16 protein-coding genes are annotated in these 17,681 nt (G+C 44.0%); 1 reads left to right on the top strand and 15 read right to left on the bottom strand.

The genetic code is table 11. The features are described from left to right. Nucleotides 1-6 precede the first annotated feature (6 nt). The 10 genes from dnaK to udp all read right to left on the bottom strand — a co-directional run bounded on the left by dnaK (nucleotide 7) and on the right by udp (nucleotide 10,788). Complete coding sequence (dnaK, locus tag CSX02_RS01245; protein WP_099385327.1) at nucleotides 7-1,899, bottom strand: molecular chaperone DnaK; 1,893 nt, start codon at nucleotides 1,897-1,899, stop codon at nucleotides 7-9. Between the two features lie 49 nt (nucleotides 1,900-1,948). Next, nucleotides 1,949-2,623: a nucleotide exchange factor GrpE gene (gene grpE, locus CSX02_RS01250; RefSeq protein ID WP_099385328.1), complete on the bottom strand. Its 675-nt coding sequence runs from the start codon at nucleotides 2,621-2,623 to the stop codon at nucleotides 1,949-1,951. A 1-nt stretch (nucleotide 2,624) separates the two neighbouring features. Next, nucleotides 2,625-3,701: a heat-inducible transcriptional repressor HrcA gene (gene hrcA / locus CSX02_RS01255; RefSeq protein WP_099385329.1), complete on the bottom strand. Its 1,077-nt coding sequence runs from the start codon at nucleotides 3,699-3,701 to the stop codon at nucleotides 2,625-2,627. A gap of 171 nt (nucleotides 3,702-3,872) precedes the next feature. After that, the gene (gene hemW / locus CSX02_RS01260) at nucleotides 3,873-5,075 is read right to left on the bottom strand and encodes a radical SAM family heme chaperone HemW (RefSeq protein ID WP_099385330.1); all 1,203 of its coding nucleotides are present in this window, start codon (nucleotides 5,073-5,075) and stop codon (nucleotides 3,873-3,875) included. Continuing rightward, complete coding sequence (locus CSX02_RS01265; protein WP_099385331.1) at nucleotides 5,075-5,848, bottom strand: lysophospholipid acyltransferase family protein; 774 nt, start codon at nucleotides 5,846-5,848, stop codon at nucleotides 5,075-5,077. Before CSX02_RS01265 ends, hemW begins: the two co-directional genes overlap by 1 nt. A 6-nt stretch (nucleotides 5,849-5,854) precedes the next feature. Continuing rightward, entirely contained in the window at nucleotides 5,855-7,666 is a 1,812-nt protein-coding gene (lepA, locus tag CSX02_RS01270; protein ID WP_031543112.1) for a translation elongation factor 4, read from the bottom strand. 21 nt (nucleotides 7,667-7,687) lie between these two features. After that, nucleotides 7,688-8,878 (bottom strand): phosphopentomutase, encoded by a 1,191-nt coding sequence (locus CSX02_RS01275; protein ID WP_099385333.1) that lies wholly within the window; start codon nucleotides 8,876-8,878, stop codon nucleotides 7,688-7,690. A 22-nt stretch (nucleotides 8,879-8,900) separates the two neighbouring features. Next, nucleotides 8,901-9,554 carry a deoxyribose-phosphate aldolase gene (gene deoC, locus CSX02_RS01280; RefSeq protein WP_099385334.1) on the bottom strand — a complete coding sequence of 218 codons (654 nt, stop codon included), beginning with the start codon at nucleotides 9,552-9,554 and terminating at the stop codon, nucleotides 8,901-8,903. Between the two features lie 20 nt (nucleotides 9,555-9,574). Beyond that, on the bottom strand, nucleotides 9,575-10,006 hold the full coding sequence (locus CSX02_RS01285; protein WP_031543107.1) for a cytidine deaminase: 432 nt from the start codon (nucleotides 10,004-10,006) through the stop codon (nucleotides 9,575-9,577). Next, a complete protein-coding gene (gene udp / locus CSX02_RS01290; RefSeq protein ID WP_099385335.1) occupies nucleotides 10,003-10,788 on the bottom strand; it encodes a uridine phosphorylase in 786 nt (261 codons plus the stop codon). The genes CSX02_RS01285 and udp overlap by 4 nt, the downstream gene beginning before the upstream one ends. Before the next feature lie 87 nt (nucleotides 10,789-10,875). Between udp and holA the strand changes: the two genes are divergently transcribed. Continuing rightward, nucleotides 10,876-11,847 carry a DNA polymerase III subunit delta gene (gene holA, locus CSX02_RS01295; RefSeq protein ID WP_099385336.1) on the top strand — a complete coding sequence of 324 codons (972 nt, stop codon included), beginning with the start codon at nucleotides 10,876-10,878 and terminating at the stop codon, nucleotides 11,845-11,847. Nucleotides 11,848-11,915: 68 nt separating this feature from the next. Here holA and rpsT read toward each other — a convergent pair whose 3' ends face one another. From rpsT to CSX02_RS01320, 5 genes are all read right to left on the bottom strand, one after another. Further along, nucleotides 11,916-12,179, bottom strand: coding sequence for a 30S ribosomal protein S20 (gene rpsT, locus CSX02_RS01300; RefSeq protein ID WP_031543102.1), 264 nt, complete (start codon nucleotides 12,177-12,179; stop codon nucleotides 11,916-11,918). A 126-nt stretch (nucleotides 12,180-12,305) separates the two neighbouring features. Next, a complete protein-coding gene (locus CSX02_RS01305; RefSeq protein ID WP_099385337.1) occupies nucleotides 12,306-14,552 on the bottom strand; it encodes a ComEC/Rec2 family competence protein in 2,247 nt (748 codons plus the stop codon). Next, nucleotides 14,549-15,496 (bottom strand): GerMN domain-containing protein, encoded by a 948-nt coding sequence (locus CSX02_RS01310; RefSeq protein WP_189281271.1) that lies wholly within the window; start codon nucleotides 15,494-15,496, stop codon nucleotides 14,549-14,551. Before CSX02_RS01310 ends, CSX02_RS01305 begins: the two co-directional genes overlap by 4 nt. Nucleotides 15,497-15,506: 10 nt before the next feature. Beyond that, nucleotides 15,507-16,955 (bottom strand): sensor histidine kinase, encoded by a 1,449-nt coding sequence (locus tag CSX02_RS01315; RefSeq protein WP_099385339.1) that lies wholly within the window; start codon nucleotides 16,953-16,955, stop codon nucleotides 15,507-15,509. A gap of 15 nt (nucleotides 16,956-16,970) precedes the next feature. Continuing rightward, entirely contained in the window at nucleotides 16,971-17,666 is a 696-nt protein-coding gene (locus CSX02_RS01320; protein WP_031543093.1) for a response regulator transcription factor, read from the bottom strand. Nucleotides 17,667-17,681: the final 15 nt, after the last annotated feature.

A 17,681-nucleotide genomic window follows, 5' to 3' on the forward strand; every position in this document is an offset into this window, starting at 1 on the left:
TGATTTTTATACTTCCTTGAAGTCTGCATCAATTACATCATCATCAGCACCTGCCTGAGTTGCATCACCTGCATTATATGAACCGCTCATATCAGGTCCTGCAGACTGTGAACCCTGTGCTCCTTGTGCAGCCTGAGCCTGCTCATACATCTTTGCAAATACAGACTGTGCAGATGTTGTCAATTTCTCCTGAAGAGATTTCAACTCGGTCACATCAGCTTCGGTCATTTCTTCAGCCTGTGGATGTGCCTCTAAGAAGCTCTTAACAGCGGCAATGTCAGCCTCAACAGCAGACTTGTCATCTGCAGAGATTCCTTCTCCAACCTGTCCAAGTGCCTCTTCAGTCTGGAATACAAATGATTCAGCATCATTTCTTGCATCAATTGCTTCCTTACGCTTCTTATCCTGAGCCTCGAATTCAGCAGCTTCCTTAACTGCCTTCTCGATTTCATCATCGCTCATGGATGTTCCGGAAGTAATGGTAATATGCTGTTCCTTACCGGTTCCGAGATCCTTTGCAGATACATTTACAATACCGTTTGCATCAATATCAAAGGTAACTTCGATCTGAGGTACACCACGACGTGCAGGTGGGATTCCATCGAGACGGAACTGTCCGAGAGACTTGTTGTCTCTTGCGAACTGACGCTCACCCTGAACGACATTGATATCTACAGCGGTCTGGTTGTCTGCTGCGGTAGAGAAGATCTGGCTCTTCTTGGTAGGAATGGTTGTATTTCTTTCGATCAATCTGGTTGCAACACCACCCATGGTCTCGATAGAAAGTGAAAGCGGAGTTACATCAAGAAGAAGGATTTCACCTGCGCCAGCATCACCTGCAAGCTTACCACCCTGGATAGAAGCACCAATTGCTACACACTCATCAGGGTTCAGGCTCTTGCTTGGCTCTTTGCCGGTCAACTGCTTAACCTTATCCTGTACAGCCGGGATTCTGGTAGAACCACCAACCAATAATACCTGTCCGAGATCTGCATTGGTAACGCCTGCGTCACGCATTGCATTCTGTACCGGGATTGCGGTTCTCTCTACAAGGTCATGAGTTAACTCATCAAATTTTGCTCTGGTTAAGTTTACATCAAAGTGCTTTGGTCCTTCTGCAGTTGCAGTGATGAATGGCAGGTTGATGTTGGTTGTAGTTGCGGAAGAAAGTTCTTTCTTTGCCTTCTCAGCTGCTTCCTTCAATCTCTGAAGTGCCATCTTGTCAGTAGAAAGATCAACGCCTTCAGTCTTCTTGAATTCATCGATCATCCACTGTGTGATCTTGTTGTCAAAGTCATCACCACCGAGGTGTGTATCACCGTTGGTTGATAATACTTCGATAACACCGTCACCAATCTCAATGATGGAAACATCAAATGTACCACCACCTAAGTCGTATACCATGATCTTCTGCTCATGCTCATTGTCCAGACCATATGCAAGTGCTGCAGCGGTAGGCTCGTTGATGATACGCTTTACATCAAGACCTGCAATCTTACCTGCATCCTTGGTTGCCTGACGCTGAGAGTCGTTGAAATAAGCAGGAACAGTAATAACTGCCTCAGTTACCTTCTCACCCAAATAGCTCTCTGCATCTGCCTTTAATTTCTGGAGTACCATTGCAGAAATCTGCTGCGGGCTGTAATTCTTGTCGTCAATTGCTACCTTGTAGTCCTCGCCCATATGTCTCTTGATGGATGCGATGGTCTTCTCTGCGTTGGTAACTGCCTGACGCTTAGCCGGCTCACCGACAAGACGCTCGCCTGTCTTTGTAAATGCTACTACGGAAGGAGTGGTTCTTGCACCTTCCTGGTTTGCGATAACAGTAGGCTTTCCACCTTCCATTACAGCAACACAACTGTTGGTTGTTCCTAAATCAATACCGATAATTTTACCCATTGTTTTTTCCTCCTAGATACAATATTTTCATTTGGATTATTTACATTTATTAACTTACAACGGCTACCATGGAATGTCTGACCACCTGGTCTTTGTACATGTAACCTTTTTGTAATTCCTGTGCTACCACTCCGGATTCAAACTCTTCGCTCTCCACCTGCATCACCGCATTGTGAAGTTCCGGATCGAATTCTTTGCCGACAGCCTCAATCGGTGTAACCCCTGCGTTGGTCAGCTCTGTCATCAGTTGCTTGTAGACCATATCCATCCCCTGTACGAATGCGTCATCCTTGTCTGCTTCCTCTACTGTTGAGAAACCTCTTTCGAAGTTGTCGATTACAGGGAGAATCTTCTCTACAATGGTCTTTGCACCCATATCAAACATCTGTGTTTTTTCTTTTTCGGTGCGTTTGCGGAAGTTTTCGAATTCCGCCATCTGACGCTTCACGCGATCGGTTAATTCCTCAATCTGCTCGTCTCTTTTATCTTTCTTTTTCTTCTTAAAAAGCTTTTTGCCATTCTCGGCAGCTTCCTCGCCTTCAGTTGCTTCGGTCGCATCCTGTGCTTCGGTTGCATCCTGTGCTTCGGTTGCTTCCTGTGCTTCGGTTGCTTCCTGTTCTTCGGTTGCATCCTGTGCTTCGGTTGCTTCCTCAGCCTGCTCGTTTGTTGCTTCGTCTTTTAATTCTTCGTCTTTCATTTCTTCGTCTTTAATTTCTACTGACATGTCATTCCTTTCCCGGACCCTTATTCTTCTCGAATAAGTCATCTAATTGCGTTTTTAGATTTTTCAGATTGTCCATTACTTTTTCGTAATCCATACGCTTCGGGCCAATAATTCCGATCGTTCCCTTGACACCTTCGCCAAGTTCGTAAGTTGCCGTCACCACACTACAGTCCTTCATGGTCTGAATCGGAGCTTCATTACCGATGTAAACCTGAATTCCGGTTTCATTTTGCTCATCCGGATGAAAAACATCGCTTACAAGCTGTGCAAGCTCTTCCTTTTCTTCGAGTGTGGACAAAAGCTCGGAGGCCTTGTCGTTCGTGGATAATTCCGGATATTTCAGGATGTTGGTCGTACCACTGGTATAGATTTCCAAATCCTCATCTTCGGAAAGTGCCTGTCCCAATGCATCAATCACATTGCTGACAATTCCCTGATGAATTCCGGATTGCTCTTTTAATTTTGAAATGGTTGCCAGATTAATTTCATCAATCGACAGACCATTTAACGCACTGTTTAAAAGGATGTTGAGTTTTAATAAGGTATCATTATCGAGTTCTTCCTCTTCATCCACCGCAATTACCTGGTTCTTCACAATATTGTTGTTCAAAACAACAACTGCCAGGATCTGTCCGTCTGTCATCTTGGAAAGCTGAATGAATTTTACTTTGTTGCCATGATAAGACGGTGCGGTAACCATTGTTGCATAATTGGTATTCGCCGCGAGCATCTTTGCCATCTGCTTGAGCACCTGCTCCATCTTCTCGGTCTTCTCAATGACAAATTCTTTCATTTCGCTGACCTGACGCTCTTTTTCACGATTGTCGCGCATCAGATTGTCTACATAGAATCGATACCCCTTATCTGAAGGAATACGGCCTGCCGAGGTATGTGGCTGAACGATATAGCCAAGCTCCTCCAAATCAGACATCTCGTTTCGGATGGTTGCCGAGCTGAGATTCAAATCCGTATATTTCGAAATGGTTCTCGATCCGACCGGTTCACCGGTTTCAAGATAATTACGAATGATTGCATCTAATATTTTGATTTTGCGCTCATCCAATTCCAGCTCTGTCATTCATCCTCCTTCATCTATATCAGCAATTTTTCTTTGTTGTTAGCACTCATTTAATTGGAGTGCTAATTGCTCTATAAATAAAATAGCACCACCCATGTTTCTTGTCAACATTGTGATGCTAATTTTATGTTTTCTTTATAATTAATGAGATCAAATTTGATATCGTGCGAATTACAATAAGAATTTCGCCATACAATAATTGGAAAGATCGCGTCCTTTGTCCGTCAAAGTCACACGTCCTTCTTTTGAAATCAAAAGTTCCTGCTCTTTTAATTCTTCTATGACATCCCGATAAATCACATCCATCGGCATAGCAAATGCCTTTTCGAAATCACTGCGATACACGCCTTCCGGCATTCTCAGACCGAGGAACATAAATTCTTCCATCTGTTCTTTGCGCGAAAGTTCCGAGACACTCTCATGCAGATTGTTGCCGTATCCCGCTTTGTCAGGATCCTGTGTAATCTGATAACAGTCTGTCAGGTACTGATACAGGTCCCTTGTATTCGAATAACGAATGTTTTCCAATAAGGAAGCGGCTCCCAGTCCCAGCCCAAGATAGTTTTCTCTGCGCCAGTAACCGATGTTATGTCTACAGGCAAATCCCGGTTTTGCATAATTGGAGGTCTCATATTGCTCATATCCGTTTTCCGTCAGATAAGCCTGTGTCATCTTGTAAATGCGATATGCCTCATCCTCCGTCGGAAGTTCCTCTGTCTGCATTCCCGCCTGCTGTCGCACATCATCGAATTTGTAGCGCTCGTAAAAAGGAGTTCCCTCCTCTATGATCAGCGTATAAACCGACAAATGTTCCGGTTTGAGGCGTAAGACTGTCTGCAGTGTTTTCAAAAACTTCTCTGCAGTCTGATGCGGCAGACAGCTGATCAGATCAACATTGATATTCTGGAACCCGACCGTTCTGGCTAGCTCATAGGTTTTGAGAAACTGTTCAAAAGTATGTACGCGGCCGAGCAGTTTCAGCTCCTGTGCATCCGCAGACTGACAACCGATAGATAACCGGTTAATGCCTGCATTTTTGTATGCGACAAGTTTTTGCAATGTCACGGTTCCCGGATTGCATTCCACGGTAATCTCGGCATCCTCTCTGATGCGAAATGCCTTTTTCAGTGTAGCCATGATTGCTTCCATGTATTCTGTGTCAAGCCAGCTTGGCGTACCTCCGCCCAGAAATACAGTTGAAACCTCATAAAGATGACCGATTTGCTTCCCATAATATTCAATTTCTTTGCACAACGCTGCCACATAATCCCGCTGTGTCCTCTCATCTGCAGAAAATGACAGGAAATCACAATAATCACACTTTTTCATGCAAAACGGGATATGCACATAGAGTTCGAGATTCTTATAAGCCATTATTTTTTGTATTCCAATATCTTATCTGCGCCAATGCCGATTTGATCCGGCGATTGCGCACGAAGCTCCTGCAGTTTTTTCTCGATACGCGCCTTTACCAGTTCTGCGATCTCTGCCTTTTTCAATCCCTCATATTCAGAATAAGGAATCGACGGCAGGATATGGACCTGTGTTTCAACACGCCCGAGATGATTCGTATTCATCGCTTTATATGCATCATATAATACCACCGGAACAATGGTGCATTTGGTTCGCAGATTCACGGTAAAGCATCCGGTATTAAAATCCTGCATTTCATTATGATTGTCCGTATATCCGCCCTCCGGAAAGATGATGATATTGCGACCGGAATTGACGATATCCGTGCATTTTGAAATTGCATTCACGATATCACGCGGATCCTGCAAATCAATTTTTACCGCATCAATCAGGGAACAAATCTGTCGGCTTAAAATACGGCTTGCCTGCTTTCGCTCCCAGAGCACACTGGTATGTCTGTCCATCGCTTCGAAGATGCAAAGGGCATCATACTTGCCCTGATGATTACTGTAAGTGACAAATCCATCCTCTTTCGGAATGTTTTCAAGGCCATATACGTAAGTTTTGGTTTTGAAATGTCTGCGCATAAAATTGACAATCTTCCATGCCATTTGAAATCGTTCTTCCACTGTGGATTGTTCATTTCGAATGATACGATTTGCCTGCGGAATCAGGCGAAACAGGGTATATGGGGCAACCCACAGTCCATGCCAGATAAATCGAAAATTCTTCATGATTGACTAGTCCTCATCCAGTTTCAAAACACTCATAAATGCTTCCTGCGGGATTTCTACATTTCCCACCTGGCGCATGCGTTTCTTTCCTTCTTTTTGTTTCTCAAGCAATTTCTTCTTGCGGGAAATATCACCGCCATAGCATTTTGCAAGCACATCCTTGCGCATCGCCTTGACGGTCTCACGCGCAATAATCTTGCCGCCGACCGCAGCCTGAATCGGAATTTCAAACAAATGACGAGGGATTTCGCCTTTTAATCGTTCGCACATTCTTCTGCCACGCTCGTATGCACTCTCTTTAAATACAATAAAGGACAGCGCATCGACCATCTCGCGGTTGATCATAATATCCAACTTAACCAGCTCACTTCTCTCATATCCCTTGAATTCATAATCAAAGGATGCATAACCGCGTGAACGTGATTTTAATGCATCGAAGAAATCATAAATAATCTCATTTAACGGGAGTTCATATTTGATGATGGCTCTGGTCTCCTCAATATATTCCATGGACAGATAGATGCCTCGACGCTCCTGGCACAATGTCATGATTGCACCAACATAATCCTTTGTCACCATAATCTCGGCAGAAACATAAGGCTCTTCCATATATTCAATTTCAGACGGATCCGGGAGATTGGACGGATTGGTCAAATCAATCACTTCCCCGTTTGATTTGTGCACTTTATAAACTACACCCGGTGCAGTGGTGACCAAATCCAGATCAAACTCTCTCTCCAGACGTTCCTGAATGATTTCCAGATGCAACAAGCCAAGGAATCCGCATCGGAATCCAAAGCCCAATGCCAACGAAGTCTCCGGCTCAAATTGCAATGATGCATCATTGATCTGTAATTTTTCAAGTGCATCCCGCAAATCCGGATATTTGGCGGAATCAGCCGGATACAAACCGCAGTAAACCATCGGATTGACTTTCTTGTATCCCGGCAGAGCCTCCTTGCACGGACGGTCTGCATTGGTCACCGTATCACCGACACGGGTATCTCGCACATTTTTGATGCTTGCACAAATATATCCAACCATTCCGGCGGAAAGTTCCTCACAAGGAATAAACTGGCCCGCACCGAAATATCCCACTTCCGTGACAATATCCTGTGCACCGGTTGCCATCATACAAATGCGGTCGCCGACTTTGACCGTTCCTTCTTTGATTCGGCAGAATGTGATAACTCCTTTATAGGAATCATATACCGCGTCAAAAATCAACGCCTGAAGCGGTGCACTTGCGTCGCCTGTCGGCGCCGGGATCTTATGTACAATCGCCTCGAGCACATCTTCGATATTCAGTCCGGTCTTTGCGGAAATGCGTGGCGCATCCATTGCTTCAATTCCGATCACATCTTCGATTTCGGTTGCAACCTCTTCCGGTCTTGCAGATGGCAAATCCACTTTGTTGATAACCGGAAATACATCGAGGTCATGATCCATTGCCAGATAAACATTGGCCAGTGTCTGTGCCTCAACACCCTGTGCCGCATCAACAACGAGAATCGCTCCGTCACAGGCCGCCAGACTGCGCGACACTTCATAATTGAAGTCGACATGGCCCGGCGTATCAATCAGGTTAAAAATATATTCCTCATTGTCTTTGGCCTTATAAATAATGCGAACAGCCTGAGATTTGATGGTGATGCCCCGCTCTCGTTCGAGATCCATATTATCCAGCACCTGAGCCTGCATTTCTCTGCTTGTCAGTGTTCCTGTTTTTTCAATGATACGATCTGCCAGGGTAGATTTACCGTGGTCAATATGCGCGATAATACAAAAATTTCTGATTTTACTCTGGTCGATTGACATAATACAAATTCCTATTCTAAATTATAATTTTTCCAAAATGGATGTTCCGATGCAGTCCTTAGGATATGCCACACCAAAATTGTCTGTAATGGTTGCACCAAGCACTCCGAACGAATCCACTTCCGGCAATTCATTTCCATGATCAAAGGAAGGAGAATAAAATACCATCGGAACCTGTTCTCTGGTATGATCGGTTCCCGTATAAGTCGGATCGTTTCCGTGATCTGCAGTCAGAATCAGCAAATCATCTTCGCGAAGCAACGGAAGCAGTTCTCCGAGTTTGACATCAAAGCGCTCAATCTCCTCGCCGTATCCGATCGGATTGCGGCGATGTCCCCAAAGGGCATCAAAGTCTACCAGGTTGGTAAAGCAAAGTCCTTTGAAATCACGCTTTGCAATTTCAATTGTCTGTTCCATTCCATGAACCGATGAATCGGAATGATGACCTTCCGTCAGGCCCGCACCGTTAAAGATGTCATGAATCTTGCCGACCGAAATCACATCCAGTCCGTTTTCTTTCAATGCATCAAGCGCTGTCTTTCCGGTTGGAGAAAGTGCATAGTCATGGCGGTTTGAGGTACGCTTAAATTCGCCCGGATGTTTGCCGACATAAGGACGCGCAATGACACGGCCCACACGCCACTCATCGCGCAGGGTCAGCTCTCTTGCCATCTCACAATATTCATATAATTTTTCAAGACCCATGGTCTCTTCATTTCCGCAGATCTGCAAAACAGAATCTGCCGAAGTATAGACAATCAGTTTGTTTTCATTGATTTCCTGCTCTGCGAGTTCTTCGATAATTTCCGTACCGCTTGCAGACTTGTTTCCGATGACCTTGCGACCGCTTCGCTTTTCGATTTCCCGAATCAATTCATCCGGGAATCCGGTCTCTGTAAAGGTGATAAACGGTTTTGTGGTTAGGATTCCCATCATTTCCCAGTGACCGGTCATGGTATCTTTTCCGTTGGAAGCTTCGTTCGCTTTCAGGAAGCGTCCCATTGGTTTGTCTACCGGGGCAACCTGCTTTAATGCTTTTAAATTTGCCCAACCGAGTTTTTGCATATTCGGAATGTTCAAATGGCTGACGGTTTCGGAGATATGTCCGAGCGTATCAGCACCTTCATCATTGAATTTTGCTGCATCTTTTGCATTTCCGATTCCGAGAGAATCCAAAACAATTAAGAAAATTCGATTATATTTTTGTGCCATAGACACCACCTCTTCTCTTTTGTTATGCCTGTGCCTTTACGATCTTTACAATGCGGCTGGTTCCAAGACGACTTGCGCCAAGTTCCATAAACTTCTCTGCATCTTCCAACGAACCGATTCCGCCGGCAGCCTTCATCTGCACATCTTTACCGACATGTTTTGCAAATAATTCAATGTCAGCAAACGTTGCACCTGCAGTAGAAAATCCGGTCGAAGTCTTGATGAAATCAGCACCTGATTCTGTCACGATTTCACACATTTTGATTTTTTCGTCGTCAGTCAAAAGGCAGGTCTCGATGATGACTTTTAATACCAGATCGCCGCATGCAGCTTTAATCTGCTTGATTTCATCCAATACATAATCATAATTCTTTGCTTTTAACTGTCCGATATTGATGACCATGTCGATTTCGGATGCGCCATTTGCAATGGCATCCTTGGTTTCAAAAACTTTTGAAGCAGTGGTATGATTTCCGTTCGGGAATCCGATGACGGTACATACCGGAATCGCTCCGTTCATATATTCAGCTGCCTGCTTTACATAGCAAGGCGGAATACAAATTGATGCTGTATGATATTTCATTGCATCATCACAAATTCCCTTAATCTCATCCCAAGTTGCGGTCTGTGCCAAAAGAGTATGATCACATGCACCTAAAATTTTGTTTGTATCCATATTGTTATCCTCCAAAAAAATTATTCTCTGATATTTAAATGTGCCGGTCCGAATCCCAGCGGTAAAATTTCTTTTAATGTCATCACCTGATCGGGCAGGACGATCAAAAATTCCTGCGGATCACAGAATTCCATCATCACCTGACGGCAGACTCCACACGGAGTTCCGGCAGTCGGTTCTTCGACATCATCCGGTCCGCCTACAATTGCAATCGCATCAAATTCGCGAATGCCTTCGCTGACCGCCTTGAAAAAAGCAGTACGCTCCGCACAATTGGTCGGTGTATATGCAGCATTCTCGATATTGCATCCGGTAAAAATACTACCATTTTTTGCCAACAGTGCCGCTCCAACCGTATATTTGGAATAAGGCGCATAGGCAAATTTGCGTGCAGAATATGCAGCATCTATTAAATTATTCTTTTGAATCTCTGTTAAATCACTTTTGTTCATAAACTTTCCCTCTGATCCTGTTCGATCAAAATGCGAATGGCTTCCACGGCGCACTCGATTGCAGATTCCGTATCATGCACCTGTGGATTGTCAAGACCAAGCTTTGCACGTTCCTGATTCGCAACGACCAAAAAGCAGCTTCCCACACGCACACGAAGGAACGAACCGGCAATAAACAAAGCTGCTGATTCCATCTCGGATGCCAGGCATCCCATGCGTTTCCATGCTTCCCATTTTTGTTCAAGTTCATAGCTGACCGGCATAATCTCCGGCTCATGCTGTCCAAAGAAGGAATCTTTGCATTGAACCACGCCGACATGATATTTCTTGTTTAAGCGGTCTGCCGCCTGAACAAGCGCATTGGTGACATGAAAATCCGGAACTGCAGGATATTCGATTGGTGCAAATTCTCGGCTGGTTCCTTCCATTCGAACCGCACCGTTTGCAATCACGATATCGCCGCCGATGATTTCCGGCTGCATTCCACCACTTGTTCCTACTCTGATAAATGTATCCGCACCGCATTTTGCCAGTTCATCAATGGCAATCGATGCGGACGGACCTCCGATACCTGTTGAAGTGACAGATACTTTGGTTCCGTTAATTGTACCTGTATAAGTCACATATTCTCTTGAATCTGCCACCAGTACAGGATGAACAAAATGTGCTGCAATTTTGGCACATCTTTTTGGATCTCCCGGAAGAATCACATATTTGCCGACATCTCCCGGTCCTACATTTGTATGATATTGCTTACCGCTTCCCTCTGTGTAATCAACCATAAGCGCAAACTCTCCTATTATTTTTTTATTATCTTTATATCATACCATTTGTTGCTTAAAAATGCTAATATATGATACTATATCTTCATGAAAACAATTGATGAAGATATTAAATCAGGACAACTGAAACATGTATATCTCCTGTTTGGAGATGAGCGTTATCTGCTTCTCCAATACCGGGACAAACTGATCAATGCACTTACCGGGCGCGAAGATACGATGAATTTCACACGCTTTGAAGGGGAAGAAACCGACTCTGCCGAAGTCGTCGATTTGGCAGAAACATTGCCTTTTTTCAGCGACAAGCGTCTGCTTCTCATCGAGAATTCTTCTTTTTTCAAAGACAATCCGGATCGCATTGTCGAATACATGAGTGAGATTCCTGAGACAACCTATTTTATTTTTTGCGAAAAAAGCATAGACAAGCGTGGCAGGTTATACAAGGCCATTGCCAAAAACGGAAGCGCCATTGACTTTAGCACGATGGATGAACGTACCATCCAGACATGGATTGTCTCCCGCTTTAAAAAAGAAGGCAAACAATTGTCCGCACAGACATTGAATCTGTTCCTGTCCCGCACCGGTTCGGACATGGGCACCATCAATATGGAGATGGAAAAAGTCATCAGTTATACCGGCGAGCGCCCTGTGATCACCGATGAGGACATTCGAGCCATCACCAGTACGCGCATTGAGGACAAGGTTTTTGAAATGATTGATGCCATCAGCGTATGCAACCAGGCCAAAGCTTTATCACTCTATTATGACTTGCTGACATTAAAAGTTGCAGCGGTCAAAACGCTCAATCTGATTGCACGACATTACAAAATTCTCTTAACCGTCAAGTCGATGTCGAGCGCATCCTACAATGACATTGCCAAAAAAGCCGGTGTCGCATCATTTTTTGTCAAGAAATATATTGCGCAGTGCAAAAATTATACGCTGGCGGATTTAAAAAACATTCTCGAAGAACTTGCCGATCTTGATTATGCATTTAAGCGCGGCAATCTCGATGAACAAATTGCCGTTGAGTTGTTTATCATCAGGCATTCACAATAAAAAAGCCACTGGAATGACGGTTCCAGTGGTTTTTATTTATTGTTATTATAGGGTGATTTTGACAGCGATTAAGCTACTCCGTTAACAAGCTTTGTTAAACGAGAAACTTTTCTAGCTGCATTGTTCTTGTGATATACGCCCTTAGAAGCTGCGCTCTCAATTACAGCGATTGCATTCTTAAGCTCTGCCTCAGCGGTAGCCTTATCAGCTGCTACTACAGCTGCCTCAACCTTCTTTACACAAGTCTTAACCTCAGAGCGGATTGCTTTGTTTCTAGCTGCTCTTGTCTCTGTAACTAAAATTCTTTTCTTAGCAGATTTGATGTTAGCCAATCTGTTCACCTCCAATTGTGATAGTCTGTTTTCTTAAAAATAATATGAATCGCTTATGATAAGCAAGACACGGATAAAGCTTTCATAAGCACACTAAAATATAATAGGGCAAACCTATTCCTTTTGTCAACCATAAATCAGAAATTTTTCAATTTTAATTCCATCTTGATCGGCAAATAAACTTATTTGTCCTGAATCCATAGTATACAGGATTTGTGAACCGACTGCAAGCAGGCGCGAAACACATTCTTTTCCGGGATGTCCGTAGTGGTTATGGAGACTGCACGATATGGTTGTATAGGTTGGCCTGATGCAGGAAAGGAATTCATCAATGCTCGAATAATTCGACCCGTGATGATTGCATTTGTACCAGTCAACTCTCTCATTCTCCAGCTGTGGCACCAGCTGCTGTTCTGCAAAAGACGGCAAATCTCCGCAAATCAAGCCATTGAATGTATCTGTTCGTATGACCAGTGATAAAGATGCATCATTGCGATCAGCCACAGTGCCCTTTTGGGGCCACAAACAGTCGATCCGTATGGATTCGTCGGAAATCAGGCTTCCCTTTGACATCGTAATCACATCAATCTGATTTTTATGAATTGCTTCATATAAATCGGGCGCATCATCGTGCAATGTATGTGCGGAGAAGTCCGACATCACAATATGAGATACCGGATATCCGTCATCAAGCATTTCACAGAGCCCATTATAATGATCTTCATCCAAATGCGACAAAAACCAGTAATCAATCCTCCCTGCTCCGCTTGCCTCCAAAAAAGGCCGGATGCGATTGCTTCCCACTTTGCCGATATCGGAACTGCCTCCGTCAAAAAACAAATTCATTCCGCTTTTCGTATGGATATAAGTCCCATCTCCCTGCCCGACATCCAGCACAGCGACTGAAAAAGGCCTGCTTTTCGGGACAATCAGAGCAAGCAAAAGGCCTGCAATCAGCACACTCTTGCCAACCGGATGCCGATTCAGACAATAGATGCCAAACAAAAGTATCATATAATAGATGATCATAAATGAAATTGCCGGCCTGCCGCGAATCAAACATGCAAACGGCAAATGAGAACTCAAATCACAAAGCCATAAAAACAAATCCAGAATGAGTTTGCATCCATATAATAACAGATGTGCCGGCGCGAACACCGCGCAAAGAATCGTGCCTGCAAACGCCATCCCAAGCAAAACCGGCATTAACGCAAGTACAATAAGATTAAGAAACAATGCATACAATGACAGATAATAAAAGAACCATAACATCACAGGATAAGTAAATAATGCAATCCCGACAGGCGTCCATTTCCGATTGCCAAACAGATTCCAGACCGCCACGCCGCCCACCGCAGCAAATGAAAGCAAAAATCCCGTGTTTTGAAGATAATACGGGTTCGACCACAAAAGAATCAAAAAGCAGGCACCGAGCGAATTCAGCATATCACAGCTCCTGCCGCATACATTTGCCCATAAAACAAGCAATAGCATAAACAGTGCTCTTTGTGTCGCAATCCCATTTCCGGTGATTCCCAGATAGCCCCATCCGATCAAGGTTCCGACCGCAGCCGCACAAGCAAAGCTCACGCGTCGCTTTCGCAGGAAATGATAGAGTCCCAAAACGAGAATGGACAGATGTAACCCGGATACCGCAAAGACATGCGCGATGCCTGCCCTCCGATATCGTTCTTCTACTGTTTCCGACAATCCACTCTTGTCATTCCATACCATTGCAAGCAACGCATTTGCGGTATCTGTCGGCAGATATTGTGCGTATCTTTGTCTGATTTGTATGTGCAACCGGTTGTACCATTCAGCCAGCAGATCATATTTGCCATCACTTTTCAATTTAACCGCATCATATAATGCAACTGCAATTCCAAGCGACTGATAATATGTTTTTGAATCAAAATTGCCGAAGTTACGCGCCGGGGCAAATACTGAAACGGTACCGTTGCAAATCACAGTCTCTCCCACCCTGAAATCCTGTGGTTTGTTTTCATACAACAATACCAGGCGGCCTTCGACCGGTTCCTGTTCGCGCAACAAATATGCAGTTCTTGTCTTTTGGGGAATTCGTTTGACGATTTTGCCACATAAATCAATCGACTGGCCGTCATACAATCCGTTTTGTTGAATCTGCTTCCTGTGTTCGGAAGCAGCTCCATGAGAATAGCCCAGTGCAAGGGCTGTCAGATAAATAAAGATTGCAAAGAAGAACCATCCTCTCTTCTTTGCACGCAACGGAGAAACCGTTCCACACAGCAGAACAATTCCTCCGATTAGTAATATCAAAGGATCACGAAAAATCGCATAATGGATTCCGCATCCAAACGCACACGCGACAAAAAACACGGGGCGTTTGATCATTCCTGCGTCTCCTCCTCTGTCGAAACCGGTATTTCAATCAGACTCTCATTTCGCTCATACATTTCAGAGAGATCATAAATATATCGCACTTTTCCGGAGGTATCACCATTGATGGAAAGTTGTACTTTTTTGACCACTTCGAGTTCGGTCAGCGAATCGACAATGGAATACAATACCGCTTCTTCCGAAATTTCCTGATTCTGGTTTAGAAAATTGGAATCAAGATTCACATAGCATACTCCGTCCATCATGGAAACCGTAATAATGTTGGTTGACGACGGAATTGTCTGCATCAGATCGGAATCTTTCGGTCCCTGAATCAGTTTCTTGACAATCAGCTTTTCCAGGGATTCATTGGAACTGTAATATACAGATTGCACTTCCGGAACCAGCGTGTTTCCGTCTTTTGATGCATAATATAATGTCAAATCCGTATGATGGCTGGTATTAATTGCCGCATCCGGGTTCTCGACGAAATTCTCTGCACTCATCGGTCCGATGGCGTCGCCTCTGGCATCTGTCAAAGTCTCGCCCTCTACCTGAAAGCTGACATACATCACATCCGGAATCTGTGTCAATGTCCGGACAATGGCCGCCCGGATCAGCACCTCTTCCTCCTTTGGAATATCATTATATTCCGAAGAAAAGTTCAAAAACAAAAAGTAATCATTGACATGATAATCCAGCACTTTGACAGAATCCGGAATTGTTTTTGTGATATCATCCGCTTCCGGTCCTTTTGCAAGTGCATACAGATATAAATCAACACCCTGTCTGTCATTTGCATCCTCGACATGAAAATACCCTTCTTCGATGGATGTTCCATCCAGATTCAAATAATAAACAAGAATATCTCCGTCATGTGATTGTTTGCCGCAACCCGTTGCAAACAATCCCAGGAACAGGCAAAGGACAGACAGTATTGAAATCATTTTCTTTTTCATACCGCGCCTCCTATACAATAAATTTAAGCGGGATGCGCACATCAAATGTTGTGCCCTCTCCGAGAACAGAATATACCTTGATGGCGCCGCGATGCATCAGGACTGCATTTCTCGTGATTGCAAGTCCCAGTCCGGTTCCTCCGATTTCACGGGAATGAGATTTATCAACGCGATAAAATCTCTCATAAATATGATCCAGCGATTCTTCCGGAATGCCCATTCCCGAGTCTTCCACCTTGAGATAAAAATACTGATGATCCGCATTGAGGGAAATATGGACCCATCCCTCTCCGTCATTTCTGTTATATTTAATGGCATTTTCAATCAGATTGGTAATCGCAAGCGTAATCTTCACTTCATCCACATCGGCCATAATCGGTCGGAAGCTCTCGAGTACCAGAGCCACCTTTTGCTTGTCCGCAATCGGTTGCAGTCGTTTGAGAATCTGTTCTACCAATTCATTGATATTCAGGTTCTCGATGTTGACATCAGAAGATGATTTGTCCATTCTTACCAGTGACAGCAAATCATTGATGATTTTTGTCTCACGGTCAATTTCATTGGTGATATCTCCCATGAATTCCTGATACATCTCAAGCGGTGCATCCGGCATAGAATTAATCGAATCCGCCAATACCTTTATGGAAGTCAGTGGTGTCTTCAGCTCATGTGACACATTGGATACGAATTCTTCACGCGAATCATTCATCAATTTCATTTTTGCGAAAAATTCATTGAACTTCTCGGATATTTCAATGGTCTCGGTAAAATTATTGACCTGCAATGTTTCCTCGCCGTGATATCCTCCCTGCACATGCTCAATTGCGGAAGAAATTTTCTTCAATGGCCTCGTCAGGACAAATGCGGCAAATATTCCAAATGCGCCAAACGCAAAAACAATGATGGAAACTACAACCATCGCCAGATTTTTCAGATAATCTTTGTTGAGACCGATGCTGTCGGTCGATACCGAAACAACAAGCACACCTTTTGCCTTCTGACTGGCCTCCTCCGGATTCGTAATCGGAATCGTCATCTCAATATAACGGTTTTCACTGTCATACGAAATCATCGTCTCGCCGCGCAGACTTTGCATCACTTCACGTGCAATAATTATTTTGCGGTTATCCTGATTGTAGGTATCATAAATAATCCGGTATACATCATTTACGACAAGCACACGGCCGTCGTAAAGTGTAGACAGGATTGCTATCTGAGATTCTAAATCACTTGTAATCTGGTCTTTTTGGAATTTGTCGCTGCTTCCGATCTGATTCGCAATCAGAAGCGCCTGCGCAGAGATTTCGCTTTCACGAACCGATACCGCATGAGACTCATAATTTTTGACAAGAACCGCACTGATAATCAAACTCGGGAACAAAATAAGAATGATCACGAGTAAGATAATATGCGTCTTAAGACTTTTCATGAAATAATAAAAATGTGTTTTTTTCTTCATGGTTCATGACACCTGTTACTTCTGGTTGTAATAATATCCAACGCCCCATTTGGTATGAACATATTTCGGTTCAGACGGGTTGGATTCAATTTTTTCGCGGAGGCGACGCACATGTACATCCACTGTACGCACATCTCCCGGATATCCCTCTCCCCAAACAGTATTCAAGAGATTTTCACGGCTGTAAACCTTATTCTCATTGCGCACCAAAAGCTCAAGAATTTCGAATTCACGCGCAGTCAGATTACATTCTTCTCCGAGAATAAACAATCTGCGGCTATCACAGTCAAGGCGCAAATCACCTTTCTCGATGATAGACTCATTGGTTGAAACAACCGGCTGTGCGCTGACAGTACGACGCATAATCGCTTTGATGCGGGCCTTTACTTCAAGGATATTAAAAGGTTTGGTAATATAATCGTCCGCGCCGTAGTCAAGTCCAAGGATTTTGTCCATATCATCCCCTTTGGCTGTCAGCATAATAATCGGCATATTGGAAAATTCACGGATTGCCTGACATACTTCATATCCATCCATCTTCGGAAGCATGATATCAAGCAAAATCATGTCATATACATTCTGCTGTGCCATCGAGAGTGCTTCCTCTCCGTCATATGCACAATCCACCTCATAGCCATCCTGCTCCAGGCTGAAGCGGATTCCTTTTACAATTAATTTTTCATCATCTACGACCAAAACTTTCTTTGCCATACTGTTTTCCTTTGG

This window comes from Agathobacter ruminis (genome assembly GCF_002735305.1).
Classification (GTDB): domain Bacteria; phylum Bacillota; class Clostridia; order Lachnospirales; family Lachnospiraceae; genus Roseburia; species Roseburia ruminis.

Excerpts from the sequence above, each read along its gene's own strand:
- dnaK (WP_099385327.1), bottom strand. The coding sequence starts at position 1,899 with ATGGGTAAAATTATCGGTATTGATTTAGGAACAACCAACAGTTGTGTT.
- grpE (WP_099385328.1), bottom strand. The coding sequence starts at position 2,623 with ATGTCAGTAGAAATTAAAGACGAAGAAATGAAAGACGAAGAATTAAAA.
- hrcA (WP_099385329.1), bottom strand. The coding sequence starts at position 3,701 with ATGACAGAGCTGGAATTGGATGAGCGCAAAATCAAAATATTAGATGCA.
- hemW (WP_099385330.1), bottom strand. The coding sequence starts at position 5,075 with ATGGCTTATAAGAATCTCGAACTCTATGTGCATATCCCGTTTTGCATG.
- CSX02_RS01265 (WP_099385331.1), bottom strand. The coding sequence starts at position 5,848 with ATGAAGAATTTTCGATTTATCTGGCATGGACTGTGGGTTGCCCCATAT.
- lepA (WP_031543112.1), bottom strand. The coding sequence starts at position 7,666 with ATGTCAATCGACCAGAGTAAAATCAGAAATTTTTGTATTATCGCGCAT.
- CSX02_RS01275 (WP_099385333.1), bottom strand. The coding sequence starts at position 8,878 with ATGGCACAAAAATATAATCGAATTTTCTTAATTGTTTTGGATTCTCTC.
- deoC (WP_099385334.1), bottom strand. The coding sequence starts at position 9,554 with ATGGATACAAACAAAATTTTAGGTGCATGTGATCATACTCTTTTGGCA.
- CSX02_RS01285 (WP_031543107.1), bottom strand. The coding sequence starts at position 10,006 with ATGAACAAAAGTGATTTAACAGAGATTCAAAAGAATAATTTAATAGAT.
- udp (WP_099385335.1), bottom strand. The coding sequence starts at position 10,788 with ATGGTTGATTACACAGAGGGAAGCGGTAAGCAATATCATACAAATGTA.
- holA (WP_099385336.1), top strand. The coding sequence starts at position 10,876 with ATGAAAACAATTGATGAAGATATTAAATCAGGACAACTGAAACATGTA.
- CSX02_RS01305 (WP_099385337.1), bottom strand. The coding sequence starts at position 14,552 with ATGATCAAACGCCCCGTGTTTTTTGTCGCGTGTGCGTTTGGATGCGGA.
- CSX02_RS01310 (WP_189281271.1), bottom strand. The coding sequence starts at position 15,496 with ATGAAAAAGAAAATGATTTCAATACTGTCTGTCCTTTGCCTGTTCCTG.
- CSX02_RS01315 (WP_099385339.1), bottom strand. The coding sequence starts at position 16,955 with ATGAAGAAAAAAACACATTTTTATTATTTCATGAAAAGTCTTAAGACG.
- CSX02_RS01320 (WP_031543093.1), bottom strand. The coding sequence starts at position 17,666 with ATGGCAAAGAAAGTTTTGGTCGTAGATGATGAAAAATTAATTGTAAAA.